Here is a 22,926-nt window from a genome sequence, read left to right as displayed (position 1 = left end):
GATGCGGCGCGATCGGCCGGCGGCGGCGTTGATTTCTTTCCGGCCGATGCAATCGCTCAGCTGCGGCGGCGCCCGGGCCCGAGCTTGCGCGTCAGCGTATTGCGTCCGAGTCCGAGCCGCGCCGCGGCCTCGGTGCGCCGCCCGCCGGTATGCGCCATCGCCGCTTCGAGCAGCGCGCGATCGAAACGCTCGCGCGCATCGGCGTGCAGGTTGGCGCGGCCGTCGGCGAGTTGCGCGCGCGCCCACGCCGACAACTGCGCTTCCCATTCGCCGGCATCGGCGGCGGGCCGCGACACCACGTCGAGCACTTCGTCCAGATCCTCGCGCGTGACCGTCTCGCCCGGCGCCAGCGCGGCCAGGCGCCAGCACACGTTCTCCAGTTCGCGCACGTTGCCCGGCCAGTCGTGCGCCATCAGCCGCTCCAGCGCCGGCTTGGACAAACGCTTGGCCGGCGCGGCGAAACGCGCCGCGGCGGATGCGAGAAAACGTTCGGCCAATTGCGGCACGTCGGCGCGCCGCTCGCGCAGCGGCGGCAGGCGCAGGCGCACCACGTCCAGGCGATGCAGCAGGTCGGCGCGGAAGCGCCCCTGCGCGACCAGGGTTTCCAGGTCCTGGTGCGTGGCGGCGATCACCCGCACATCCACGCGGATCAGCTCGCGCCCGCCGACGCGGAAGAATTCGCCCTCGGCCAGCACACGCAGCAGGCGGGTCTGCAGCGGCAGCGGCATGTCGCCGATTTCGTCGAGAAACAAACTGCCGCCGTCGGCCTGTTCGAAGCGACCGATATGACGCCGCTGCGCGCCGGTGAACGCGCCGGCCTCGTGGCCGAATAATTCGCTCTCCAACAGTTCGGCCGGAATCGCCGCGGTGTTGAGCGCGACGAACGGCCTGGCGGCGCGCGGCGATTCGCGATGCAGCGCGCGCGCGACCAGTTCCTTGCCGGTGCCGGTCTCGCCGGTGACCAGCACCGACAGCGGCGCCTGGGCCAGACGGCCGATGGCGCGGAACAAGGTCAGCATCGCCGGGGTGTCGCCGATCAGGCTGTCGTCGGCGGCGAGTTCGCCGGTCTCGGCAACCTCTTCGGCCGGCGCGGCCGAGGCGAGCGTGCGCGCGGCCAACGCGACCGCATCGTCCAGATCGAAGGGTTTCGACAAGAATTCCTGCGCGCCGCCGCGGAACGCACCAGCGGTGCTGGCCACGTCGGTGTACGCGCTCATCACCACCACCGGCAGCGACGGCGCGCGCGCTTTGAGTTTTTCCAGCAGCACCAGGCCACCGTCGCCGGGCATGCGCACGTCGGTGAACAACAGGTCCGGCGCGCCGCGCTGCTCCAGCGCGAACAGCGCGTCGGCCGCGTTCTCGAAACCTTCCACGTTGTAGCCGGCCTCGCGCAAGGCCGTGGACAGGACGAAACGCACCGAACGATCGTCATCGACGACCCATACCCGCGCCATGCTCATGCGCTGCCCTCTTCGGTTTCGATATGCATCGGCAATAGCAGGGTGAACACGGTGTGGCCGGGACGCGAACGATACGCGAGCGAACCGCGATGCTCGCGCGAGACCTGCTGCGCCAGCGCCAATCCCAGCCCGCTGCCTTCGGCGCGGCCCGACACCAGCGGCAGGAACAATTGCTCGGCCAATTCTTCCGGCACGCCGCGGCCGTCGTCGATGATCTCCAGGCGCAGCGCGATCGGATGCGCCGCATCGGCGATGCGCACGCCGTGTTCGATGCGCGTACGCAGATGCACGTGGGTGGCCCCGGCCTCGATGGCGTTGCGCACCAGATTCCACACCGCCTGCATCAGCCGATCGGCGTCGCCGGCGAATTCGGGCAGGCTGGGATCGTAATCGCGCACCAGCCGCACTGCCCAGCCGGCATCGGCTTCGGCCAGACGCAGCACGCGTTCGAGTACGGCATGAATGTTGAGTGGCGTATGCGGCCGCGGCGGCGCCGGCGTGAGCAGACGATCGACCAGCCCGGTCAGGCGCTCGACTTCGCTGTCGATCAAGCCGATCAACTCGCGCGAATCCGCATCGTCCACCCGCCGCGCCAACAATTGCGAGGCGCCCTTGAGCCCGGCCAGCGGATTGCGCAATTCGTGCGCGAGCCCCTTCAACGACGCCGACAGCGCCGACGGCAGCAGCAGCGCCGGATCGTCGCCGGGAAATTCATCGACCGGATGCGCTTCCAGCAACCAGCCGCCGTTGTCGCGCCGGCTCAGCCACAGATCGGCGAAACGATCTTCGCCGTCGGCGTAACGCAAGCGCATCCGGCGCATGCGCAGCGGCGCTTCGTCGCCGCCCTCGCGCGCCAGCGCCAGCGCCAGCCGGCCGTCGCCCGCATCCAGCCCCGCCAGCGGCCAGCCCAGCAGACGCCGCGCGCCGATCCCGAACCAGCGCGAGAACGCGGTATTGCAGCCGCTCAACACGCCGGTGCCGTCGCTCCAGGCCAGCGGCGTGGTCAGGCTGTCCAGGCTCAGATCGGTCGCGGGCTGGGGGTCGGAGGGCATTGCACCATAGTAGTGCAAAGTGGTTGCCGGTGGCGTCGAAGTGACCAGGACCGAGATCGACTTCCCGGTGGTGACGCCGCGACAGCTCGCGCAGGCCGCGTAAACGATGCAGCCACAATCCGCCGATCATCATCGCGATCGGCGGATTCGTCCTCAACCTGCGCGAGATTCGGCGATGATCAGCGCGCGCGGCGCATCCGGCGCAAGCTGCCGCACCATCGATGTCGGCCGGCGTGGGGGTGGGAGAAGCGCGCCGGGCTTCATGCGGGAGATCTCAGCCAGAAGGCTTGCGCGACGCGGTCAGGAATTCGCGCACCAGCGGTATCACCGTTTCCGGTTCCTCGACATGACCATAACTGCCGCTTCGCTCGAGCATGACGAACGTGGCCTGCGGGCAGTAGCGCTTGAAGTCGAGTTGCAATTGGGGATAGAGCGCGCGGTCGAAGCGGCCGGCCAGGATCAACGTCGGCATCCGCAGTTCATGCAGGCGTGGACGGAAGTCGGGTAGTCCGGCGACTACGCCACCGGTCTCGAAATCGATGTTGTCGCCGACGAACTTCCAGTACAGCGCCTTGTTCACCGAGCCGGGCTCCTTTCTGAGGCGCTGTGCCTTGTCGGGGTTATACCAGCGGATCAACGGGCCATGCACGGCAAACAGCTTCTGCATTTCGGGGCTGGACGAACGCAAACCTCGTGCGCGCAGCGCTTCGATCTGTTGCCACACCTCGGGATACTGCCGCTGTAGTTCGGCATTGATGTTGTCGTGATTGAGCGCCCACATCTGCGCGCTGTAGAGGGTGTTGGCCAGTACGAGACGGCCCACGCGGTCCGGGTGCGCAAGCGCGTAGGCCTGCGCCACCAGTCCGCCGTACGAGAATCCGTAGAGATGAATGCGCTCGAGGCCCAACGACTGGCGTAAGGCTTCGAGATCCTCCACGTCGCGAGCGAACGTGATCTGTTCGGGTGCGGTTGCCGGATCGCTGCGTCCGCGACCCCGGTAGTCGGGATAGATCACCTGGAAGCGATCGGATAGCGCTGAGAACGCGGGATGCATGGAAACGTGCGAGTTTGCCGGCCCGCCCACCAACACTATCAAAGGCTCGCCGCTGCCTTCGGTTTCAACCCACAAGTGAGTACCGTTGACAGAGACCAAGCGTCCTGGCGGATGCTCGCTTTCCAACGTGGCGCTGCCGATGCTCTGCGCCATGCCATCCCCGGAGCCCAGCGCGCCCAATAGCATGCCTATCACCAACAACAATCGCATCGCCGCCCCGGCTCATTTGGAAAGGCCACGATTTTGGCCATCCACTACGAGCGGGAATATCCGATTCTTGCTACGCAATGCGCTTGGCTTGAGCCGAGCCGCGAATCGGCTTCGGCTGAGAGACATCCTTCGGATAGAAGCGCTTCGTCTTGATCAAACCGGGATCGGCCCAGCTCACCGTTCCGAGCCGCAATCCACGGCGACCAGATGCCGGAGAAACCATGGGCGATTCAAGGCTTGAGTGCTTCTTGCCTGGACAGTTGGAATAGCGGCGGCAGCGCTGAACGCACGCGGGTCCCGAATGGGGAAAACCCGGCGAAGCCGTCGCCGATACGAGCGCTGCAGCCCGTCGTGCGATCTCAATTCACCGAAGATCCGGCCAGGGCATCCTCCAACCGTGCGCACTCGGTATTCAGCAAGCACTTCGCAAACAGGTAGAAGCAGTACGCATCGCGAAAGTTCGAGCCCAGGCCGAAGGAAACCCGGATGGCACCGCAATTGCCCTTGTTGACGATGTTGTCGTCGAACGCCTTGCAGTCGAGGATCTTTTCCGTTTTATCGAGTTCGCAATGCTCCGCGCCTGCCGTAGTGTAGGTGGCTTGCTGCACCGCGCCCAAGTTGCAGAAGCATCCGTTTCGCACGACGATGCCGAAGGACTCGGCGACCCGCTTGATCAGCGCGTGCGGGAATATGGCGTTGTAGCAATCGAAGAAATTCAGCATGACCGTAGCGCCCTTGTGCTCCGCCGAAGGGCCGTAGACGCGGCAAAGCGGAGCTTGGCACTTGATGTCGTGGCGCAGTTCCTGGAGCCGCGCTTCGAGCCACCTCGCCAACGCCGCCGAGCGCGCGCCCATGCCCTCGAGCCCAAGCCGGGAGACGAACTGGAACCCCAGGGCGATGGCGTCGAAGGACGCATAGTTCGGCGTACCGATCTCGAACCGCCTCCCGTCTTCGCGATGCAGCAGCCGGTCGGTGGGAGACCAGGGCCCCGAGTAGTAGCACACCGAGCCCCCGGCGAAGGACGGCGGGGTCAGCTCGCGCAGTGCGGACCTGCGGGCGATGAGGCATCCGGCCCCGGTCGGGTGGCCGAAGATCTTGTAGAAAGAGATCGCGACGAAGTCCGGCCGATGCGCCGAGCAGTCCAGCCTGGATTGGGGAACGAACGCGGCCGCATCGCACAGCACCATCGCGCCGCGTTCCTGCGCGAGCCCGATCCATTTCAAGTCGTGCCGGGTGCCCGTGGCGTTGGACTGCGCGGGGTAGGCCAACAGGTGCCGGAATCCCGGGGCGAGCCCGTCGAGCGAACGCTGCATCGAGCTTTCGAGAATCCGAAGTTCGTTGTCCAGCGGAATGTATTTCACCGTCGCGCCCTTGGCTCTCGCGTATTCCCGCAGGCCATGAACCGAAGTGTGGTTGTCCTTGGTGAGCAGGACCTGCGAGCCGCGTTCGAACGGGAAGGACTCCGCCATGAGTCGGATCGCTCCGCTGGCGTTGGGCGTGAAAATTATTTCGTACTCGTCCTGCGTGCAGCGGAAGAACCGGTAGATTTCCGCGCGGGCCTTCTCATGAGCCGCATCGGAGGACTTCGAGCCGCTGTGCGGGTTGCCGAGAATGCTGTTCTTGAGCACCCGATAATCCTGTTCGAGCAGGCTGTCCGGAGCGATCGTGCCGCCCACGTGATCTAGATAGGTGATCTGCAGGGCATCCAGTCGGCGGAACTCGCGCTTGCGCAGCGCTTCGACCTCGGCTTCCGGATAGGCTGGATGCTCGGCCAGGAAAGCCCGCTTCATCGCGTGATAAGGCCGCAGCAAGCGTTCGGCCTGTGGCGAGAGCGGGTTGTCCGCGTCGCTCCCGACGGGCGCCGGCGAGAGTCGGCAAAAGTCGCTCAGTTCGGAAAAATCCGGCGGCGGGCTCGGGGCGACCGACTCCTTGCACGCCTGGTCGACCTCGCCGCGCAAGAGCCAGGCCTTGACTTGGTAGTTCCGGCTGGGAACCTGCGCGTGGAATTCCTGCAGCATCGTGTCCAGGTAGGCCCCTCGGGTGAGCGCGTCGCACTGGTTGAACTCCTCGAGCAGGATGCAGGCGTTGAACAGGAATTCGCGAGTGTCGAGGTCGTCCAGGAAGAAAGGCAGGGCACGCGAGGTCGCCACCTCACCGACGCCCGGGCTGAGGCCTTCGAGGGAGAAGGCGCGAGTGATGGCCGAGGGGTCGGTCAGGCTCAGGGCCGCGCCCATGATGGCCGATGGAGTCCCGAAGTGTTTCTGCGATTGCTTCAGGGCCAGCTCGAACAACTCGTTGTACTGGAAGACGGTGCCGTAGATCTTTCCTCCCGGACGCAGTACGCGCTTGAACTCGCGGGCGACCCGGACCTTGTCCGGCGGAAACATCAATCCGAAGCCGCAGACGACGACATCGAAACTGTTGTCCGCGAACGGCAGATCCGCCATATCCACATCGGAGTGGAACGCGACGTCGCGTTGCAGTTCCTCGCCGAGCACCTTCTTGGCCATCTCGATGGCGATCTTCGACAGATCCGTGGCGACCAACTGCAAGCCCAGCGGCTTGGCCAGGTCTTGATAAAGAGCAGCGGTAATGCGGCCGGTTCCGCAAGCGACCTCGAGAATGCTCGAGGGAGGGGCGTCCGGATCGATGTCCTCGCAGATCTCGCGGACCAGCAATTCTCCGTAGGGCTTGAACAGCCGCGGCCCCAGGACGCGCTCGTAGAACTCCGTGAACGTGCTCAACGACCAGTTCTGTTCCGGTAACGTCTTGCACTCCTGCTTCGCGGAATTTTGCATCGTGGGCTCCAGACCACTTGCTGACCTTCGATGAAGGCTGCCGCTTGAACGTCGAATATTTCGCGATCGTGGCACCGCACGAGCGGCAGCCAGCGGGTTTCGCGGCATAAGCTAGCAGTCCGAAAAAGAGCCGTTGTTGCGGAGCCGCTCAAATAGAACGAGAGCCGCCGTGATTGCCGGTGAGCGAAGCGACATCACAGACGGCGGCAGCATCGCCGGCGCCGAGCCCGAGTTCCTATGCGACAGCAGCGACCGGCTGTACCAAGTCGTCTGCGCGCACGAAGAGGACAGCTGCCCCTTCGCGCAGCGACCCCACTGCCTTCGAGCGTCCGCTACGGGTCGATAGGACATTAGCCGATGCATCTGGCAACCCCGGCCTCACGCCTGCACGCCCCACAACGCCCGCGCCTCTTCGGCGACCAGCCCGGGCATTTCCTCGGGCCAGAACAGCTTCCCACCTTGCACCAGCCGAATGCCACGGGATTCAGGCAGGGTCTTATCGAGCCATGCCGCCCACGAAGTCGGAAAGAGCGGGTCTGCCGTGCCCCATACCATGCGTGTGGGCGCGCTCAACCGACGTAGGGCCGGCTCGATCGCGAGCAAGGGATTGGGGTCGAGCGCCACCAGATACCCATTGAGCTGGGACCTGCGTAGCGAGGATGCGACCAGCGGCTTGAAATAGTACTCAAGCGCTTCGTCTGTGACCTGCATCGGGTTCATGTAGGCCGAGCCGATGATGCCCTTTTCCGAACGGGCATAAACCCGATCGTCCAGATGCCGCTGCATCTTCTGGTCGTAAGTGCCGGCCCTGGCGGCGTTGATCGAATTGCGCATCTGCATGGGCGGGCAGTTCTCGTGCACATCGCAATTGGTCAGAAGCATCGTGCGCACCCGCTGCGGGTGTTGTGTCGCGAGCAGCTGCGCGATCGTGCCGCCGCTGTCGTTGGCGACCAGATCGACCGCCGGAATCGAAAGGCCATCGAGAAACGCCACAAGCATGTCGGCTTGCGCCTGCGGGGAGAGGTTTTGTTTCTCTGAAACCTCCGTATAGCCGAGTCCCATGAAGTCCGGTGCCATGCACCGCCGATGAGAGGAAAGCAGCGCAAGCGATCCACGCCAATGGAAGCCATTCAACGGCAGGCCGTGGAGGAACAGCGCCGCGGGACCGGTGCCCATCTCTACATAGGCGATGCGTCCAAACGGCGTTTCGGCAAAGCGGCGAAGAGCGGCGAACCTCGTCGCATCCAATGCTATCGCAGTCTTGCCCGGCGTCGTGCGGCAGGCGGAAAGGACGGCAGCCCCCGCGATCGACGCGCAGGCGCCTAAAAAGGCCCGTCGTTTCATCTCAGCTCCTATGCCGCAGCGCCAGAGGTTCAATGATTCGGATCGAACCGCGCTTGCGTGGCCGGGACAAGCCATCAGGGACGAACGACTTGAATTCGCGCGTGAGCGGCAATTGCCCGTATGCCGCCGGACCGCCAGCATCTGCGCTCAGGACGGCACCCCAAAACCTCAGAAAGCTTCCGACGCGCCCGGGGCTGAAATTCCCAGCGCCTTTCGCAACCGGTCGCGATAGCTTCGCCCTCCGGATAATTTCTGGCCGTTATGCAGACGAAGCAGATACTGCCCTGACGGCAATAGTTCCATGTCCCGCACCGCGCCGATGCGGACAACGCGCGAGCGATGGATGCGGACGAACTGCGAGGGATCGAGCCTGGCTTCGATGGCCGTCAGCGTTTCCCTGGCCACCAGTCGCTCATGTCCACAGTGCACATGAACATAGTTGGCGCTGGCTATCAGCGAATCTATGGCGTGTACCGGTACCGAGCGTAAGCGAGCACCGGACTGCAACGAAAGACGCTCGGGGAAGGCCGGCCTGCGTGCATTCAAGCGCTCGCGCAGACGCGCCAGCGTGGCCTGCAAGCGGCGCACGGTGAACGGCTTCAGCAAATAGTCGACCGCGCCGGTCTCGAACGCATGCACCGCATGCTCGGAATGAGCGGTCACATACACCACGCACGTGTCGCTGGTAGCGGCGTTGGCGGACAGCCGCAGTCCATCGATTCCGGGCATGCGAATGTCGAGGAAAGCGACGTCAGGGCAGTGAGTGCGAAGCGCCGCCACGGCGGAAATTCCCTCTTCGCATTCCGCGACGACTTCAACCCCATCCTCCTCGCGCAACAGGCGCGACAGGCGAGCCAGCGCCATCGGCTCGTCATCCACCACGATGGCGCGTATAGGCCCAGTCATACCGCCTCCGAAAGCCGCTGCAACGGCAGGTCGATAGCAACGCAGGTGCCACTGGCGGGCGATGTCTCCACCTGGAAGCGGAAGTCATCGCCGAAGAGGCATTGCAATCGCGCACGCGCGCTCGCCAATCCGACGCCTTGCCCCGGCAGCACGATCGCCCCGCCGCTGCCATCATCGCAAACCTTGAGAAGCAGCCGATTCTCGCGGCGCTCGGCGGTGACGCGGATGCTTCCGGGTTCCACGGATGGAGCAATCGCGTAGCGGATCGCATTCTCGACCAGGGGTTGCAATAAAAGCCGCGGCACCATGACGGAATAAAGCGACTCATCCGCATCCAGGTAAAAACGCAGCCGCGCACCCAACCGGACCTGTTCAATGCCTACATAGTCTTCGAGCAATTCGATCTGCTCTCCCAGCGTAGCGTGCTGTGTCGCCGCGCCGTCGATGCTCTGTCGCAGCAAGCCGCCAAGCCCCACCACCATGCGGTCAGCGGCAGCCACGTCGCGATGCATCACCTCGCTGATGGAATGCAGCGCATTGAACAGGAAGTGCGGATCGAGCCGCGCCGCGAGCGCTTCGAAGCGCGCCTGCGACAGTTGCGAATGCAGTTCGGCATGCTGTTGTTGACGCAGCCGTTCGCGCCGCGCGAACAACAGCGCGTGCGCTACGCCAATGATCATCCAGGCGGTAAGCAAGTTGCTGAGAAAGCTAGTGCGCAGCAGTGCGGGCCAACCGGGCAACTGGGCATGCCAGCCGATCCATGGATTGAAAGAAGCCACGCACACGGCGCGCATCACGATGATTCCGGCCACGGCCAGGGCCAGCCATCCAATCGACCGGATCGTGGTGCCGCGCTCTATGGGATGGCGACCCACCCACCAGATAAGAAACATGGTGAGCGGGATCCATAGGACCGCCTTGGCCATCTCCGTGCGCAGCAGGTAGGACGAGGCGACCTGCCCGGAAAAGGCCTCATACATCTGCCCGGTCCATACCAGCCCGGTGAGCAGCCACCAGGCACTCGCCCAAGCCCACGTCAAAGCCGTTTGTCGTTGCATGGCGGATTATTTTCGATCGAACGCGTCAGGACCGGCCGGCTGCGGCGGCTGCGGGGCAGCGGCTCCAGGAGGCGCCATCACCGCCTTCGCGCCAACGCCCGATCCGGTGCGATTTGAAGTCTGCGCTTCCCGTAACGTCCTGCGCCGTTTCCACAGACTGACGACCGCCCAGCCGGCGGCGACGATCGCCACGCAGACGATAATCACCCCTGCGAGCAGGATCGCGACGATTTCGGAGACATCGATCGGCATTCGATTCTCTATCGCGATCATTTCGGCGATTATCGCGGCGACTATTACCGGATCGATCGGCATTCGCTTTCACTCCCTGGGCGGCGTCGCCACCGCTGCTTGGCCCGCGGAGCGGCGACTGTGGCCATGATGGATGGCCCAGCTGAGCATATTCAACGATTCGCGGCCAATAAGCCCGCGGGAGGGGGAATGCGTGCCCCCGCACATGGCGCACGTTGCCCCTGGTCACCCGGCTCGCCAGCGAGCCCGTATTCTTCGCCGAACGACCACGGCGCGGCCGACGGCCGGCCGACGCCCCCGATCGCCGCGGCTAGCGGACGCGTCGGCCGCTGCTGTCGATGACCACTTCGCCGTCTTCCTTCACGAACGGGCCGGTCACCGGCGGCAACAGGTCCAGCACCGCTTCCGACGGACGACACAAGCGAATGCCCTTGTCGGTCTGCACGAACGGACGATTGATCAGTATCGGCGTGCGCAGCATCGCGTCGAGCAAGGCCTCATCGCTCAGGCTCGGATCATCCAGGCCCAGATCCAGATACGGCGTGCCGTTCTGGCGGATGGCCTCGCGCACGCTCAGGCCGGCGCCGGCGATCAGTTCGCGCAGACGCTCGCGGCTGGGCGGATCGCGCAGGTAGTCGATCACCTGCGGCTCGATGCCGGCATGGCGGATCAACGCCAGCGTGTTGCGCGAGGTTCCGCATTGCGCGTTGTGATAGATGACGGCGTGCATGTCGGCCTCAGTTGCAAGCGCCCGCGCAGCAGGGCGTCGGGCGGGTGGGCGCCGGAGCGATCGCGGCGGCGGCGGTTTCGACCGCCGCGGCGGCCATCGCCAGTTGTCGCGCCGCCAAATCGCCCTTGCGTTCGCTGTAGCGGTCGGTGAGGTAATCGGCGCGATCGCGAGTGAGCAGCGTGAACTTCACCAGCTCTTCCATGACATCGACCACGCGGTCGTAGTACGACGACGGCTTCATCCGGCCATGCTCATCGAATTCCTGCCACGCCTTGGCCACCGACGATTGATTCGGGATGGTGATCATGCGCATCCAGCGCCCCAGCAGGCGCAAGGCATTGACCACGTTGAACGACTGCGAGCCACCGCAGACCTGCATCACCGCCAGGGTGCGGCCCTGTGTCGGGCGTACGCTGCCTTCTTCCAGCGGCAACCAGTCGATCTGGTTCTTGAACACCGCGGTCACGCCGCCGTGCCGTTCCGGGCTCACCCACACCTGGCCTTCCGACCACAACGACAGCGCGCGCAGTTCCTGCACTTTGGGATGCGTGGCCGCGACGCTGTCCAGCATCGGCAACTCGTGCGGATCGAACACGCGGGTGTCCGCGCCGAAGCGCTGCAGCAATCGCTCGGCTTCCAGCGCCAGCTTGCGGCTGAAGGACTGGGGACGCAGCGAGCCGTACAGGATCAGGATGCGCGGCGGGTGCGCGGCCGCGCTGAGCCGGATCGGGTCGGGCATCTCCAGCGCGTTCGTATCGATATGGGGCAACTGCGGATCGGTCATAAAGGTTGCTCGCGGCTGTCTATTCCATTATTCTAGATTAATGGAAATGATGAAAGCAACCCAATCCCTGGCCGCGCTCGGGCACGCCTCGCGGCTCGCGATCTTCCGGGAACTGGTCCAGGCCGGCCCTGGCGGCCGCATGGCCGGCGAACTGGCGCAGGCGCTGTCGCTGCCCGGCGCCACCTTGTCGTTTCATCTCAAGGAACTGGCGGCCGCCGGCCTGATCCAGGGCGAAGCCCGGGGCCGCTACGTCAATTACCGCGCCGACTTCGCGGCGATGAACGGCTTGATCGAATTTCTGACCCGCAATTGCTGCGGAGGCGATACCGAGGTCTGCGCGCCCGGCGCGCAGCGTTGTTCGCCGGCACCTGCCAGCGCCGCGTAAGACAGCCCCCTGACGACATCGTGGCCGCCCGGCCAGCGGCCGGTTTGTTCTGGCCGATCTGCCCGGGTCGGCGCGCATGCTCGTCGTGTTCGCGACGGCTTGCTTGTCTGACGAAGCGCCCGCTCCCGCAGGCAAGACCGCCCCGTCCGCCGGCGCCGCATGCCTGGGTCACTGCCCGCCGAAACACACTGCCCGGGCCTCATTCGGCCTCCCCAAGCCGCCAGCCCGGTTATGCGTGACCGGGCTCCCGAAAGCATTGGCGCACCGCAGCATGCTGTTCGCTCCAGGTTTTGTTAGGGTTTTGACCAGCGGTGTCATTTTCATTCAGGGACACCATGACAGGCGCAGAAAGCCCGCCAAGGCCGCGCAAAAGCGGCCTGGCACCTTTGGGAGGGGAGCGGAATGCAAGTGCAGTCAGTGATTGAAAAGACACCGGTTACCATGCTGGCCGGCGCGATCGCGCTGGCCTTGTCGATCGCACCGGTGACCGCCCGCGCGCAGACGACCGCCGCGCCGGCACCGGCCGCGCAAGCGGACGCGGCACCGGTCGAGGACGCGAAGAACCTGGACGCGGTGGTCGTTACCGGCTTCCGCGCCAGCCTGCAGCAGGCGCTGGACATCAAGCGCGAGGAAGTCGGCGTGGTCGATGCGATCGTCGCCGAGGACATCGCGGACTTTCCCGACCTCAATCTGGCCGAATCGCTGCAACGCATCCCGGGCGTATCGATCGCGCGCGATGCCGGCGAAGGCCGGCAGATTTCGGTGCGCGGCCTCGGACCCGACTTCACCCGGGTTCGCATCAACGGCATGGAGGCGCTGACCACCGCCGGCGGCACCGACAGTTCCGGCGGCGCCAACCGCGGCCGCGGCTTCGACTTCAATGTCTTCGCCTCGGAGTTGTTCAACAGCCTCAAGGTTCGCAAGACCGCGTCGGCCGACGTCGAGGAAGGCTCGCTCGGCGCCACCGTGGATCTGCAGACCGCGCGGCCGTTCGACTACGACGGATTGACCTTCGTCGCCGGCGGCCAGCTGGGTTACAACGATTTGTCCAAGGACACCGATCCGCGCGCCACCGCGCTGATCAGCAACACCTGGATGGACGGCCGCTTCGGCGCGCTGCTGTCGGTGGCCTACACCGACCGCCGCCTGACCGAAGAAGGACACAGCACCGTGCGCTGGGACAACGGGCCAAGCAGCGGCGGATTCGCCGCCAGTTCGCCGTTCGCGGCCGCGCGCCTTCCGACCACCTTCCACCCGCGGATTCCGCGTTACGGGGTGATGGAACACGATCAACAACGGCTGGGCGTCACCAGCGCGTTGCAGTTCAAGGTCAGCGACAAGACCGAGTTGGGCCTGGACTTGCTGTACGCCAAGTTCGACGCGACCCGCACGGAGAACTTCCTCAACGGCATTTCCTTCAGCCGCACCGGTACCGGCAAGCCGCAGACCGTGGTGCTCGACGGCGAAGTCGACGAGCACGGCAACCTGGTCTACGGCCGTTTCAACAACGTGGACGTGCGGTCGGAAGCGCGTTACGACGAACTCACCACCAAGTTCACCCAAGCCAACTTCTACGGCGAGCACAAGTTCAGCGACGACTTCGCGCTCAGCGGCCAGATCGGCCGGGCCAAGTCCGAGTTCGACAACCCGATCCAGACCACGGTCACCCTGGATCGCAACAACGTGCAGGGCTACAGCTACGACTACCGCGGCAACAGCCGCCTGCCGGTGATCGACAACGGCTTCGACGTCAACGATCCCAACGCCTGGAGCTTCGCCAACGGCGTATCGGAAATCCGCCTGCGTCCGCAGGCCTCGGAGAACACCTTCGACAATCGGCAACTGGATTTCCGCTGGAACGTAGCTCCGGGCTTCAAGATCAAAGGCGGCGTGCAATCCAAGAAGTACCAGTTCCAGAGCAGCGAGAGCCGGCGCGCATCGGAACTGGCGGTGCCGGCGCTGCCGCCCGGCACGAACCTGGCGGACCTGACTCAACAAGTCGGCCTGCAAGGCACCAGCGTGGGCGGCAACAACGATTCGAGCTGGCTGATTCCGGACATCGACGCGTTCAACCGGTTGTTCGGCATCTACAGCAACAGCGGGATCTTCGCGGTCTCGCCCGATGTCGCCAGCGCGCGCGGCAACAATCGCAGCGTCGAGGAAAAAGACCTGGGCTACTACCTCCAGGCCGATTTCTCCACCCAGGTGGGCCGGATCCCGCTGAGCGGCAATTTCGGCGTGCGCCACGTCAAGACCAAGCAGTCCTCCACCGGTTTCGCCCTGGCCGGCGCCACGCCGGTCCTGACCACGGTGAATCGCGACTACAGCGACACCCTGCCCTCGTTGAATCTGGTCGCCGACATCACGCCGGATTTCCTGATCCGCTTCGGCGCCTCCAAGGTCATGTCGCGACCGGGCTTGGGCAATCTCACCCCGGGCGTGACGGTGAGCGTGAGCGGCGGCAATCGGGTGGTGGCCGGCGGCAATCCGCTGCTCGAACCGTTCCGCGCCAAGACCTACGACCTGGGCCTGGAGTGGTACTTCGCGGAAGAATCCCTGCTGGGACTGGGGTTGTTCTACAAGGACATCGATACCTTCGTGCAGACCTCGCGCGAGATCCGGCCCTACAACACCTCCGGCCTTCCCGACGAGCTGCTGGCCGGAACCGGCGCGCTGCCGACGGACGAATTCCAGTTCAACATTCCGGTCAACACGCCGGGCGGAAAACTGCGCGGCCTGGAGCTGAGCTACCAGCAGCCCTTCACCTTCCTGCCGAGTTTCTGGCACGACTTCGGCGTGCAGTTCAATTACACCTACGTCGATTCGAAGATCCAGTACGTCACCGCGGCCGGCGCCTCGTCGCTCAAGACCGATCTGGTGGGCCTGTCCAAGAACGCCTACAACGCGACGCTCTACTACGAAGGCGAACGCTTCAGCGCACGCGTGTCGGCCGCGTATCGCGACGACTACCTGACCACCGTGCCCGGCCGCAACAACGCCGATGTCGAAGGCACCAAGGGCACGACCACCATCGACATGTCGGCCTCGTGGAAGATCAACGAGCAGTTGGAGCTGACCCTGGAAGGGCTCAACCTCACCGACGAGTACAACGACCAGTGGGTCGATTCGGCTGCCGATCGGGTCTCGGTCTATCACCACACCGGGCGCCAGTATTTCCTTGGTTTGCGATTCAAGTTGTGACGCGCCCGGTGGCGCCCCGGAACCCGCGCCCGGGTTTCCTCGCGCGATGGCCGCAAGCCATCGCGCGGGTGACGGCACACCCCATCGGCTTGGCGCCCATGCGCACGATCGCATTGCTCGCCCTGTGGCTGGGCGGTTTGCCGACTAACGCGATCGCCGTCGATGCGCCGACGCTGCACTTGGCCGGCGACTCCACCATCGCGATAAAGCGCGCGGAAAAACGCCCGGAAACCGGTTGGGGCGAAGCCATCGGCGAGGCTTTCGCCGACGGCCGCGTCCGCATCGACAATCGCGCCATGAACGGACGCAGCACGCGCACGTTCATCGACGAAGGCCGGTGGCAGGCGCTGCTCGATAGCGTAGTGGCCGGCGACTACGTCTTGATCCAGTTCGGCCACAACGACCAATCCCGGAACAAGCTCGACCGCTACACGCCGCCGGCCGACTATCGAAGCAATCTGGAACGCTTCGTCGATCAGGCCCGCGCCCGCGGCGCCACCGCGATCTTGCTCACCCCGGTCGCGCGGCGACGATTCGATCCGGCCGGCGCGGTGGCGCACAGCCACGGCGAGTACCCGGACATCGTGCGTGCGGTCGCGGCCGAGCGCGAGGTGGCCTTGATCGATCTGGAACGGCGCAGCGAGGCCGTGCTGGCCTCGCAGGGCGCGGAGGATTCCAAGCGCCTGTTCCTGTGGCTGCGGCCCGGCGACAGCGCCAACTACCCCGAGGGCCTGCAGGACGACACCCATTTCTCGCCGCTGGGCGCGCGCTGCATGGCCGCCGAAGTCGCCGACGGCTTGCGTTCGCTGCGCCTGCCGCTGAGCCGGATGCTGAAACGGCCGCTGCCGGCGCGATGCCTGCGCGCGCGCGGCGCCGTCACGCCTTCGCCGCGCTAGAACGTTCCGCGCTGGATAAACGGCGCGCGCTCGTAAAGCCGGCGTTCGCCGCCGCGAGGATCGTGCGCCAGCCGCGGCGGGACATCGAACAACAGCGTCTGGCGCTGTTGCAGCGAGTACTGAGGCCATGCGGGCAGCCCGGCGTGGCCCGGGTCGCCATGGCGCGCCAGGGCCAGCAGCGCATCGCTCATCAATCCGGCCATCGTCCGCGCCTGCGCGCCGTCGCCGGTATTCGCACCCGGCTGCGCGGTGTTGTCGAACACCAGCGCGATATCCAGCGTGTGCATGGCGCCGAAGCGGCCTTGATTCAGCGGCGAGCCCCAATCGAGTTGATAGACCCAGGTCGGCGCGCCCTGGCGCGCGCGCGCTTCGGCTTCGAGAATCGCCGCGCGCCACGAACGCCCGGCCGTGGTCGCGGCGAAGAACACCTGCGACGGCGTGTAGTCGGAGTACAGCCGCCGGTATTCGGCGATCACCGTGTGCGGGTCCAGATCGACGTACTGATGATCGCGCAACTTGTCCGGCAACTGCTCCCAGCTCAAGTCGAAGTTGGCCGCCTCGTGGCCGAGGAAGGCGCGGGTTTCGTCGCGGGTGTTGCCGATCAGCATCGGGATCTGCGCCGATTGCCCGGGCGCCTCGGGGTAGAACGGATGACGGTGCAGCGACTTCGCGTCGAGCACCGGGCCGAAGTACAGCGACATGTCTTCGATCGGCGAGGGATCGCGCAGCCGGCTCGCTTCGACCAGACGTTCGAACGGCAGCGTGCAAAGGCGTTGCAGATCCTTCGGCGCGATGCTCAGCTCATCGAGGAAACGCTGCGCGCGCTGGGTCGCCGCGCGCGGACCGGCCGCGGTGACCTGCTGCCCGCTCATGGTCATGGCGCGATGGAACAGGCCGCGCGCGGCCGGCATCGCCATCAGGCTGGCGATCTTGGCGCCGCCGCCGGATTGGCCGAACACGGTGACGTTCGCGGCGTCGCCGCCGAACTCGGCCGCGTGCTCGCGCACCCAGGTCAGCGCCTGGATCAGGTCCAACTGGCCGACGTTGCCGGACCAGGCGAAGCGGTCGTCGCCGAGTTGCGCCAGATACAGATAGCCGAAGGCGTTGAGGCGATGATTGAGCGTGATCACCACCGCATCGCCGCGCCGGCACAGGTTGACGCCGTCGTACAGCGGGCTGCTGCCCGAGCCGCTGTCGTAGCCGCCGCCATGCAGGTAGACCAGAACCGGCCGGCGGGCACCGTCGCGCAATGCCGGCGTGAATACGTTCAAGTACAGGCAGTCTTCGCTGATGCGGCCGTCGGCGCGCTTCTGCGGCGCGGACGCCGCGTATTCGACGGCATCGCGCACGCCCTGCCAGGGGACCTCGCGCAACGCCGGCATGAAGCGGCGCGCGGCGGTGTCGGCGCCGTAGGGCACGCCCTTGAATACCTGAATGCCGCGGTCGCGATAGCCGCGGATACGGCCGCTGCGCGTGTCGGCCAGCGGCGCGGTGCCGCCGCCGCCGGCGAACGCGGCATGCGGCATCCAGCCCGCGGCCGCGGCGCCGCCCGCTATCGCCTTGAGCACATCGCGCCGGTGCATGCGGGCCTCAGCGCAACGGCGCGCGGCGCGGCAGCGGCTTCAACGGCTCCATCGTCGCCAGGTCCCAATCGGCGGGCACGAACGCCTGCCGGGTCGGCTCGACTTTGGGATAGCCGCCGACTTCGTTCTCGCTGTCGATGATCTTGCCGCGGCCCTCGATGGTGTCGGCCAGGATGCGGCGATCGATGTCGTCGCGATCCCAGGGCCGCGCACCGGCGTCGGCCACCACCGCATCCTGCACCTGCGCCGACGGCAGCAACCTCACCCCGAAGGGAAGTTCCGGCGCCTGCGCGAGTTCGTGCAATTTCACCGGCGCGGTGGTGTAGCGTCCGGTCTGCGGCAGCGGTTGGCCGATGCGATCGACGACCAGATTGTCGTCGGCGTAGTAGTCCAGATCGCCCGACCCGCCGATGCTGAAGAACGCCAGCGTCTGCGTCGAGGGACCGGCGCGCATCACATTGCCGCGCACCGCCATCTGCCCGACCGAGTAAGGATGGCCCAGCCATTCCTCGGCGATCAGGTTGTAGTGCACGGCGCGCTGGCCGGGGTTGTAGATCAGGTTGTTGATCACCTGTCCGCGCGCGCCGCCCTTGAACAGCGGGTTGCGCTCGTAGTTGTGCGCGTACAGATTGCCGACGATCAGCACGTCGTTGACGTGGTCGTGGATCAGCGAGCCCTTGGAGTGCTCGCCCTTGCCGTGGGTGGCGTTGGCCAGGCCCTCGGCGATCAGGTTGTTGCTGAAGGTGATCCGCCTGGACGCGGCGCGCATCCAGTCGGCCTGGCTTTCGCCGAAGAAACGCGTGCTGGAGGCCGACAGGTTCTCATCGGTGGCCCAGGTCAACGAGCAGTGGTCGACGATCACGTCGGCCGCGCCGCGCACCGTGTTGATCGCGTCGAAGTCCACGCCGGCGCGCTTGGCCAGACCCGCTTCGCCGGGGCGCACGCGGATATGGCGGATCACCACGTCGTGGGTGGCGATGGTCAGGCCGCCGCGGATGAAGGTGATTCCGGGCTGGGGAGCGGTTTGTCCAGCGATGGTCAAATACGGCTCGCTGATCCGCAGCTCCTTGCGTTCCAGATCGATCACACCGGCGACCTCGAACACCACGATCCGCGGCCCGGGCGAGGCGATGGCTTCGGCGAACGAGCCCGGCCCGGTGGACGCCAACGTGGTCACCCGCAGCAGTTTCCCGCCGCGACCGGCGGGCGTATGCGCCGCCCATCCCTGCGCGCCGGGAAACGCCAATTCGGGGTTCTTCTGCAGTGCAATCCGCTCTTTTGCGATGACGCCGGCCGGCGCGGCCGCCAGCAGGGCGAGCAGAAGTCCTCGCGCGACGCCTTTGCCATGACGAGCCGGGCCCGCGTGCGCGGCAGCGCCGACCAGGCCCCATAGAACGTGTCCGATCCCCATCCCAACCTCCCAGGTCGTGAGCCAAGCATACGAGCGGATTGTCGTATGACACCGGTTTCCTATACAACAGCCAGCGACAGGATTTGCCCGGAATCGACTCGAGGATGGCGGACCGCTTCTTTCGCGATCCTATCGATGCGCTTGCTGCCGCCGGCATCGTGCCGGCACTGCTGATGACGGTCGCGCTGCTGGTCACTGCGCGGGTCTATCGCGACCTGCGCTGGCGCGATTTCCTCGAAACCGTGACAGGCGCGGCGCGCACCGCCGGCATGATCCTGCGCGCTGGCGCCGGCGCGGGGCTCTGCCGGAAACGGGCATTGCGAACCGGCGTGGCGGGCTAAAATCCCTCAACGCTCCCCCGGTTCCATCGCCCATGCCGCGCAAGAAAACTGAAGCGCCTGCTCCGGCCCGGGCGTGGACGGTCCCGGATCGGGCCAAGACCATCAACGACATCGCGCGCCTGGCGGACGTGTCGAAGAAAACCGTGTCGCGGGTGCTTAACCATTCGCCGCTGGTGCACCAGGAAACCCGCGAGCGGGTCGAAGCGGTGATGCGCCAGTTCAACTACACGCCCGATCCGTTCGCGCGCGGGCTGGCGTTCCGGCGTTCGTTCCTGATCGGCATGGTCTACGACAACCCGACCGCGCAGTACATCGTCAACATGCAGTACGGCGCGCTCGACGCGATCCGCGACTCGGGTTTCGAACTGGTCGTGCACCCCTGCGACAGCCGCAACCCGGGCTATATCGACGGCGTGCACCGCTTCGTCCAGCAGCAGAAGCTGCACGGGGTGATGCTGGTGCCGCGCGTGTCGGAAGACCAGGCGCTGGCCGACATGCTCGCCGACATCGGCTGCCGCTATTCGCGCATCGCCTCGGTGTCGCTGGACGAAGCCTCGCGCATGGTCATCACCCACGACCGCGACGGCGCCGCGGAAGCGGCCGATTACCTGCAATCGCTGGGCCATCGCGATATCGCCCTGATCACCGGCCCGTCCAGCTACCGTTCCGCGCACGAACGCACCTCCGGTTTCGTCGAGGCGTTGAGCAAGCGCGGGATCGAACTGCCGGCCGCGCGCATCGTCGAAGCCGGCTACACCTTCGAATCGGGCGTGGCCGCGGCGGAACGGCTGCTCTCGGGCAACCAGCGGCCCAGCGCGATCTTCGCCGGCAACGACGAAATGGCCGCGGGCGTGTACAAGGTCGCGCTGCGCGCCGGCATCAGCATTCCGCAGCAGTTGTCCGTGGTCGGTTTCGACGACAGCCCGCTGGCGTCGCGCTTGTGGCCGGCGTTGAGTTCAGTGCGGCTGCCGGTGCGCGACATGGGCCGGATCGCCGCGTCGATGCTGCTGCAGTCCGAGCCCGGCGCCGCTTCGGTGGCCTCGGCCAGCGTGCGCCCGCATCTGGTCGTGCGCGATTCCTGCCAGCCGCCGGCGTGCTGACGCTTCGCTGAGTCGCGCTGCGGGCCGCCGGGCGCCTCGAAGCTTGAGGCACGACGCGGCCCGCACGGCCGCCGCACTCTTACGCCGCCCAGCCGCCGAATCTTCGCCTTCTGACCGTCCCGCGATGGCATTGCCCGGCAAAATGACACCGGTCGCCATTCGAGACTAGAATCGCTCCAAGCCCCTCGCCCACGCCGCCTGCGAGCGCCATCCGGGAGTTCTTCGATGTTCCAGAAGACCTGTCACGCGCCCCATCCGGACATGTGGGCGGCGCAGCGGTGTTGCTCGCCAGCCGCGCATCGGATTGCGGCAGCGACGCGGTGTTGCCGGTGGTTTGGGGATGGCTGGCTCGCTGATCCGCGATCGGAGCGTTCGCTATGAAATTCACTATCTTCAGGCAAGCTTTCTTCATCGCATCGGCGCTGACGGCGTCCGCCGCCCCGGCCGCCGAACGCGACCTGCCGCCGCGCTTGGATTCCTACATCGAGCGAGCCGCCGACATCGCGGTGCAACAGCCCGGGCCGCACGAAGGCGACGGCACGACCACCGCGTATCCGTTTTTCGAACGCGCGGCCGGCTTCGACATCGTGTTCCGCCAGCGCGCGCTGCATCCCGGCGCGTCGATAGGCGAACATACGAACGACAAGGACGAGATCTACTACATCGTGTCGGGCCAGGGTGAGCTGACTCTGGACGGAAAGCGAAGCAAGGTGGTGAGCGGCGATGCGATTCTGACCAGAAACGGCAGCCGCCACGGCCTGCGCCAGACCGGTTCGCAGGACCTGACCATCATCGTCGTCTACAGGCGCAAGCGCTGACGGTCCCATGCAACGACGCCATCGGCGGAATCAGTACACCTCCGAAGCCCCGCCTGCCGGGACTCCGGTGGAATCGCGGATGGTGAGCCGAGGCGTCACCGCCGCCTGCAATCCGGGCATCGCGCTCGCGGCTCTTTCGGCTGTCGGGCGCCCCAGCAGCGACTGCACCGCCAAACGTCCAACGTCGGAAACCGGCAGATGGATCGTGGTCAGACCGGGCGAAAGCTGGCAGGCCAGCGGGCTGTCGTCGTAACCGACCACCGACAGGTCTTCCGGGATCGACAACCCCAGGCGCATCGCCACTTTGTAGATGCCCGCCGCCATCTCGTCGTTGCAGGCGAAGATCGCGGTCGGCCGCGGCGTCTGCGCCAACAGGTACTCCGCGCCGGCCACGCCGGATTCGAACGTATAGCCGCCCAGGTATACGCATTTCGACGACAGCCCGACGTCGTTCACGGCCAGATGCTGGGCGAAGCCTTCCGCGCGCTCGATCGAGGAACGATAGCGGCGCGGTCCGGTGATCACGCCCAGTCGCCGATGCCCCAGCGACATCAGGTGATGGGCCGCTTCCATGCCGGCCTGGCGATCGCGCGTGAGCACGGTACGCATCGGGTCGTCCAAGGGAATCGAGGCCACGCGGACATAGCGGCATCCCGTCTCGCGCAACGCCGTCGCCAGCAGTTCGTCCTCCGACACGCGCGGGATCAGGACGAGCCCATGCAATTTGTGCTGCAGGGTGAACCGGCGCACGCCGTCGACATAGTCGGATCGGTTGCTGTCGCAGGGATGCACCACCAGTTCGAAACCGCTGCCCTTCAAGGCATCGAGCACGCTGCGCTGGATCTCGATGACGTAATGCGCGGTGGGATTGTCGTAGACCAAGCCGATCAGCTTGCGCCGCGAAGCCGCCGCCGCGGGCGCCCGACTGCCGCGCGGGTCGCGCAGTGCGGCCATGAGCGCGAGGATGCGGTCGCGGGTGTCCGTATTGACCAGCGGCGATTTATTGATCACCCGCGAGACGGTCTTTGTCGAGACATTGGCCATGCGCGCGATGTCGTCCACCGTCGAGGTTCCGGGGATCGTCATGCGATCCGCGCGCGCCGATCCGCTCGGCGTTTCGCCATGAAGCCCGCGTGCGCGTTTCATCCTGGGCATGTCGTTTTGCATCGTCCTGACCGACAGAAAATGACACCGGTAGTCATACGCTAGCAGAGGCGCGGGCCGGGCGCATGCTGCGATGCGGGAAAGACGTTGGCGCCACTTGCGGCCAGGCGCAGAACCGGGAACCGAATTCGTCCCGGTCCGATTCGTCCTTTCCGCTGCGACCTGCACCGGGAAAACAGCGAACGCGATCGCGGCGTGGAGGGCCTGTCCCCGGACAACGCGCTTGTCCGAAGACATCGCGAGGACCGCGATCCGATGCAGGCGTTGTGACTCGCATCATCATGCTGCGCCGCATGAGCTCCCTATAACTGACGCCCGCTGCAGCAACGCGACGACGTCGATGCAGCACCGATGGCATCCCTATCAACTTGCTGAAGGA

The 22,926-nt window shown here is 65.9% G+C and carries 19 protein-coding genes; 6 read left to right on the top strand and 13 right to left on the bottom strand.

What is annotated here, in order from left to right; translation table 11 throughout:
• Positions 1–56 precede the first annotated feature (56 nt).
• From ntrC to arsH, 10 genes are all read right to left on the bottom strand, one after another.
• Entirely contained in the window at positions 57–1,460 is a 1,404-nt protein-coding gene (gene ntrC, locus LG3211_RS01430; RefSeq protein WP_057941280.1) for a nitrogen regulation protein NR(I), read from the bottom strand.
• Positions 1,457–2,512, bottom strand: a complete 1,056-nt coding sequence (locus LG3211_RS01425; RefSeq protein ID WP_057941279.1) for a two-component system sensor histidine kinase NtrB — start codon at positions 2,510–2,512, stop codon at positions 1,457–1,459. Before LG3211_RS01425 ends, ntrC begins: the two co-directional genes overlap by 4 nt.
• A 274-nt stretch (positions 2,513–2,786) precedes the next feature.
• The gene (locus LG3211_RS01420) at positions 2,787–3,776 is read right to left on the bottom strand and encodes an alpha/beta fold hydrolase (RefSeq protein WP_222837559.1); all 990 of its coding nucleotides are present in this window, start codon (positions 3,774–3,776) and stop codon (positions 2,787–2,789) included.
• A gap of 359 nt (positions 3,777–4,135) precedes the next feature.
• Complete coding sequence (locus LG3211_RS01415) at positions 4,136–6,574, bottom strand: aminotransferase class V-fold PLP-dependent enzyme (RefSeq protein ID WP_083512231.1); 2,439 nt, start codon at positions 6,572–6,574, stop codon at positions 4,136–4,138.
• Between the two features lie 378 nt (positions 6,575–6,952).
• A complete protein-coding gene (locus LG3211_RS01410) occupies positions 6,953–7,918 on the bottom strand; it encodes an alpha/beta fold hydrolase (RefSeq protein WP_057941278.1) in 966 nt (321 codons plus the stop codon).
• A 168-nt stretch (positions 7,919–8,086) separates the two neighbouring features.
• Positions 8,087–8,824: a LytR/AlgR family response regulator transcription factor gene (locus tag LG3211_RS01405; RefSeq protein ID WP_057941277.1), complete on the bottom strand. Its 738-nt coding sequence runs from the start codon at positions 8,822–8,824 to the stop codon at positions 8,087–8,089.
• Positions 8,821–9,882, bottom strand: coding sequence for a sensor histidine kinase (locus tag LG3211_RS01400; RefSeq protein WP_083512230.1), 1,062 nt, complete (start codon positions 9,880–9,882; stop codon positions 8,821–8,823). The genes LG3211_RS01405 and LG3211_RS01400 overlap by 4 nt, the downstream gene beginning before the upstream one ends.
• Before the next feature lie 6 nt (positions 9,883–9,888).
• On the bottom strand, positions 9,889–10,197 hold the full coding sequence (locus tag LG3211_RS01395; RefSeq protein WP_148648696.1) for a hypothetical protein: 309 nt from the start codon (positions 10,195–10,197) through the stop codon (positions 9,889–9,891).
• A gap of 247 nt (positions 10,198–10,444) precedes the next feature.
• Positions 10,445–10,864, bottom strand: coding sequence for an arsenate reductase (glutaredoxin) (gene arsC / locus LG3211_RS01390; RefSeq protein ID WP_057941274.1), 420 nt, complete (start codon positions 10,862–10,864; stop codon positions 10,445–10,447).
• A gap of 7 nt (positions 10,865–10,871) precedes the next feature.
• Positions 10,872–11,648, bottom strand: coding sequence for an arsenical resistance protein ArsH (gene arsH / locus LG3211_RS01385; RefSeq protein ID WP_057941273.1), 777 nt, complete (start codon positions 11,646–11,648; stop codon positions 10,872–10,874).
• 40 nt (positions 11,649–11,688) lie between these two features.
• Between arsH and LG3211_RS01380 the strand changes: the two genes are divergently transcribed.
• The 3 genes from LG3211_RS01380 (at position 11,689) to LG3211_RS01370 (ending at position 16,130) form a co-directional block, all read left to right on the top strand.
• Positions 11,689–12,033: an ArsR/SmtB family transcription factor gene (locus LG3211_RS01380; RefSeq protein WP_057941272.1), complete on the top strand. Its 345-nt coding sequence runs from the start codon at positions 11,689–11,691 to the stop codon at positions 12,031–12,033.
• Between the two features lie 402 nt (positions 12,034–12,435).
• Positions 12,436–15,234 (top strand): TonB-dependent receptor, encoded by a 2,799-nt coding sequence (locus LG3211_RS01375; RefSeq protein ID WP_057941271.1) that lies wholly within the window; start codon positions 12,436–12,438, stop codon positions 15,232–15,234.
• Between the two features lie 98 nt (positions 15,235–15,332).
• Positions 15,333–16,130, top strand: a complete 798-nt coding sequence (locus tag LG3211_RS01370) for a rhamnogalacturonan acetylesterase (RefSeq protein WP_057941270.1) — start codon at positions 15,333–15,335, stop codon at positions 16,128–16,130.
• On the opposite strand, the gene LG3211_RS01365 is transcribed toward LG3211_RS01370, so the two are convergent.
• Both LG3211_RS01365 and LG3211_RS01360 read right to left on the bottom strand, forming a co-directional pair.
• On the bottom strand, positions 16,127–17,713 hold the full coding sequence (locus tag LG3211_RS01365) for a carboxylesterase/lipase family protein (RefSeq protein WP_057941269.1): 1,587 nt from the start codon (positions 17,711–17,713) through the stop codon (positions 16,127–16,129). The genes LG3211_RS01370 and LG3211_RS01365 overlap by 4 nt on opposite strands.
• Before the next feature lie 7 nt (positions 17,714–17,720).
• Positions 17,721–19,124 carry a pectate lyase family protein gene (locus tag LG3211_RS01360; RefSeq protein WP_083512229.1) on the bottom strand — a complete coding sequence of 468 codons (1,404 nt, stop codon included), beginning with the start codon at positions 19,122–19,124 and terminating at the stop codon, positions 17,721–17,723.
• A 104-nt stretch (positions 19,125–19,228) separates the two neighbouring features.
• Between LG3211_RS01360 and LG3211_RS01355 the strand changes: the two genes are divergently transcribed.
• From LG3211_RS01355 to LG3211_RS01345, 3 genes are all read left to right on the top strand, one after another.
• A complete protein-coding gene (locus LG3211_RS01355; RefSeq protein WP_057941268.1) occupies positions 19,229–19,465 on the top strand; it encodes a hypothetical protein in 237 nt (78 codons plus the stop codon).
• 32 nt (positions 19,466–19,497) lie between these two features.
• Positions 19,498–20,565 (top strand): LacI family DNA-binding transcriptional regulator, encoded by a 1,068-nt coding sequence (locus tag LG3211_RS01350; protein WP_057941267.1) that lies wholly within the window; start codon positions 19,498–19,500, stop codon positions 20,563–20,565.
• A gap of 377 nt (positions 20,566–20,942) precedes the next feature.
• Positions 20,943–21,383: a cupin domain-containing protein gene (locus LG3211_RS01345; RefSeq protein ID WP_057941266.1), complete on the top strand. Its 441-nt coding sequence runs from the start codon at positions 20,943–20,945 to the stop codon at positions 21,381–21,383.
• Positions 21,384–21,413: 30 nt separating this feature from the next.
• On the opposite strand, the gene LG3211_RS01340 is transcribed toward LG3211_RS01345, so the two are convergent.
• Complete coding sequence (locus LG3211_RS01340; RefSeq protein WP_057941265.1) at positions 21,414–22,469, bottom strand: LacI family DNA-binding transcriptional regulator; 1,056 nt, start codon at positions 22,467–22,469, stop codon at positions 21,414–21,416.
• Positions 22,470–22,926: the final 457 nt, after the last annotated feature.

This window comes from Lysobacter gummosus (genome assembly GCF_001442805.1).
Classification (GTDB): domain Bacteria; phylum Pseudomonadota; class Gammaproteobacteria; order Xanthomonadales; family Xanthomonadaceae; genus Lysobacter; species Lysobacter gummosus.
Note: the sequence above shows the minus strand (reverse complement) of the source record. Positions and strands in the feature narration are given on the sequence as shown.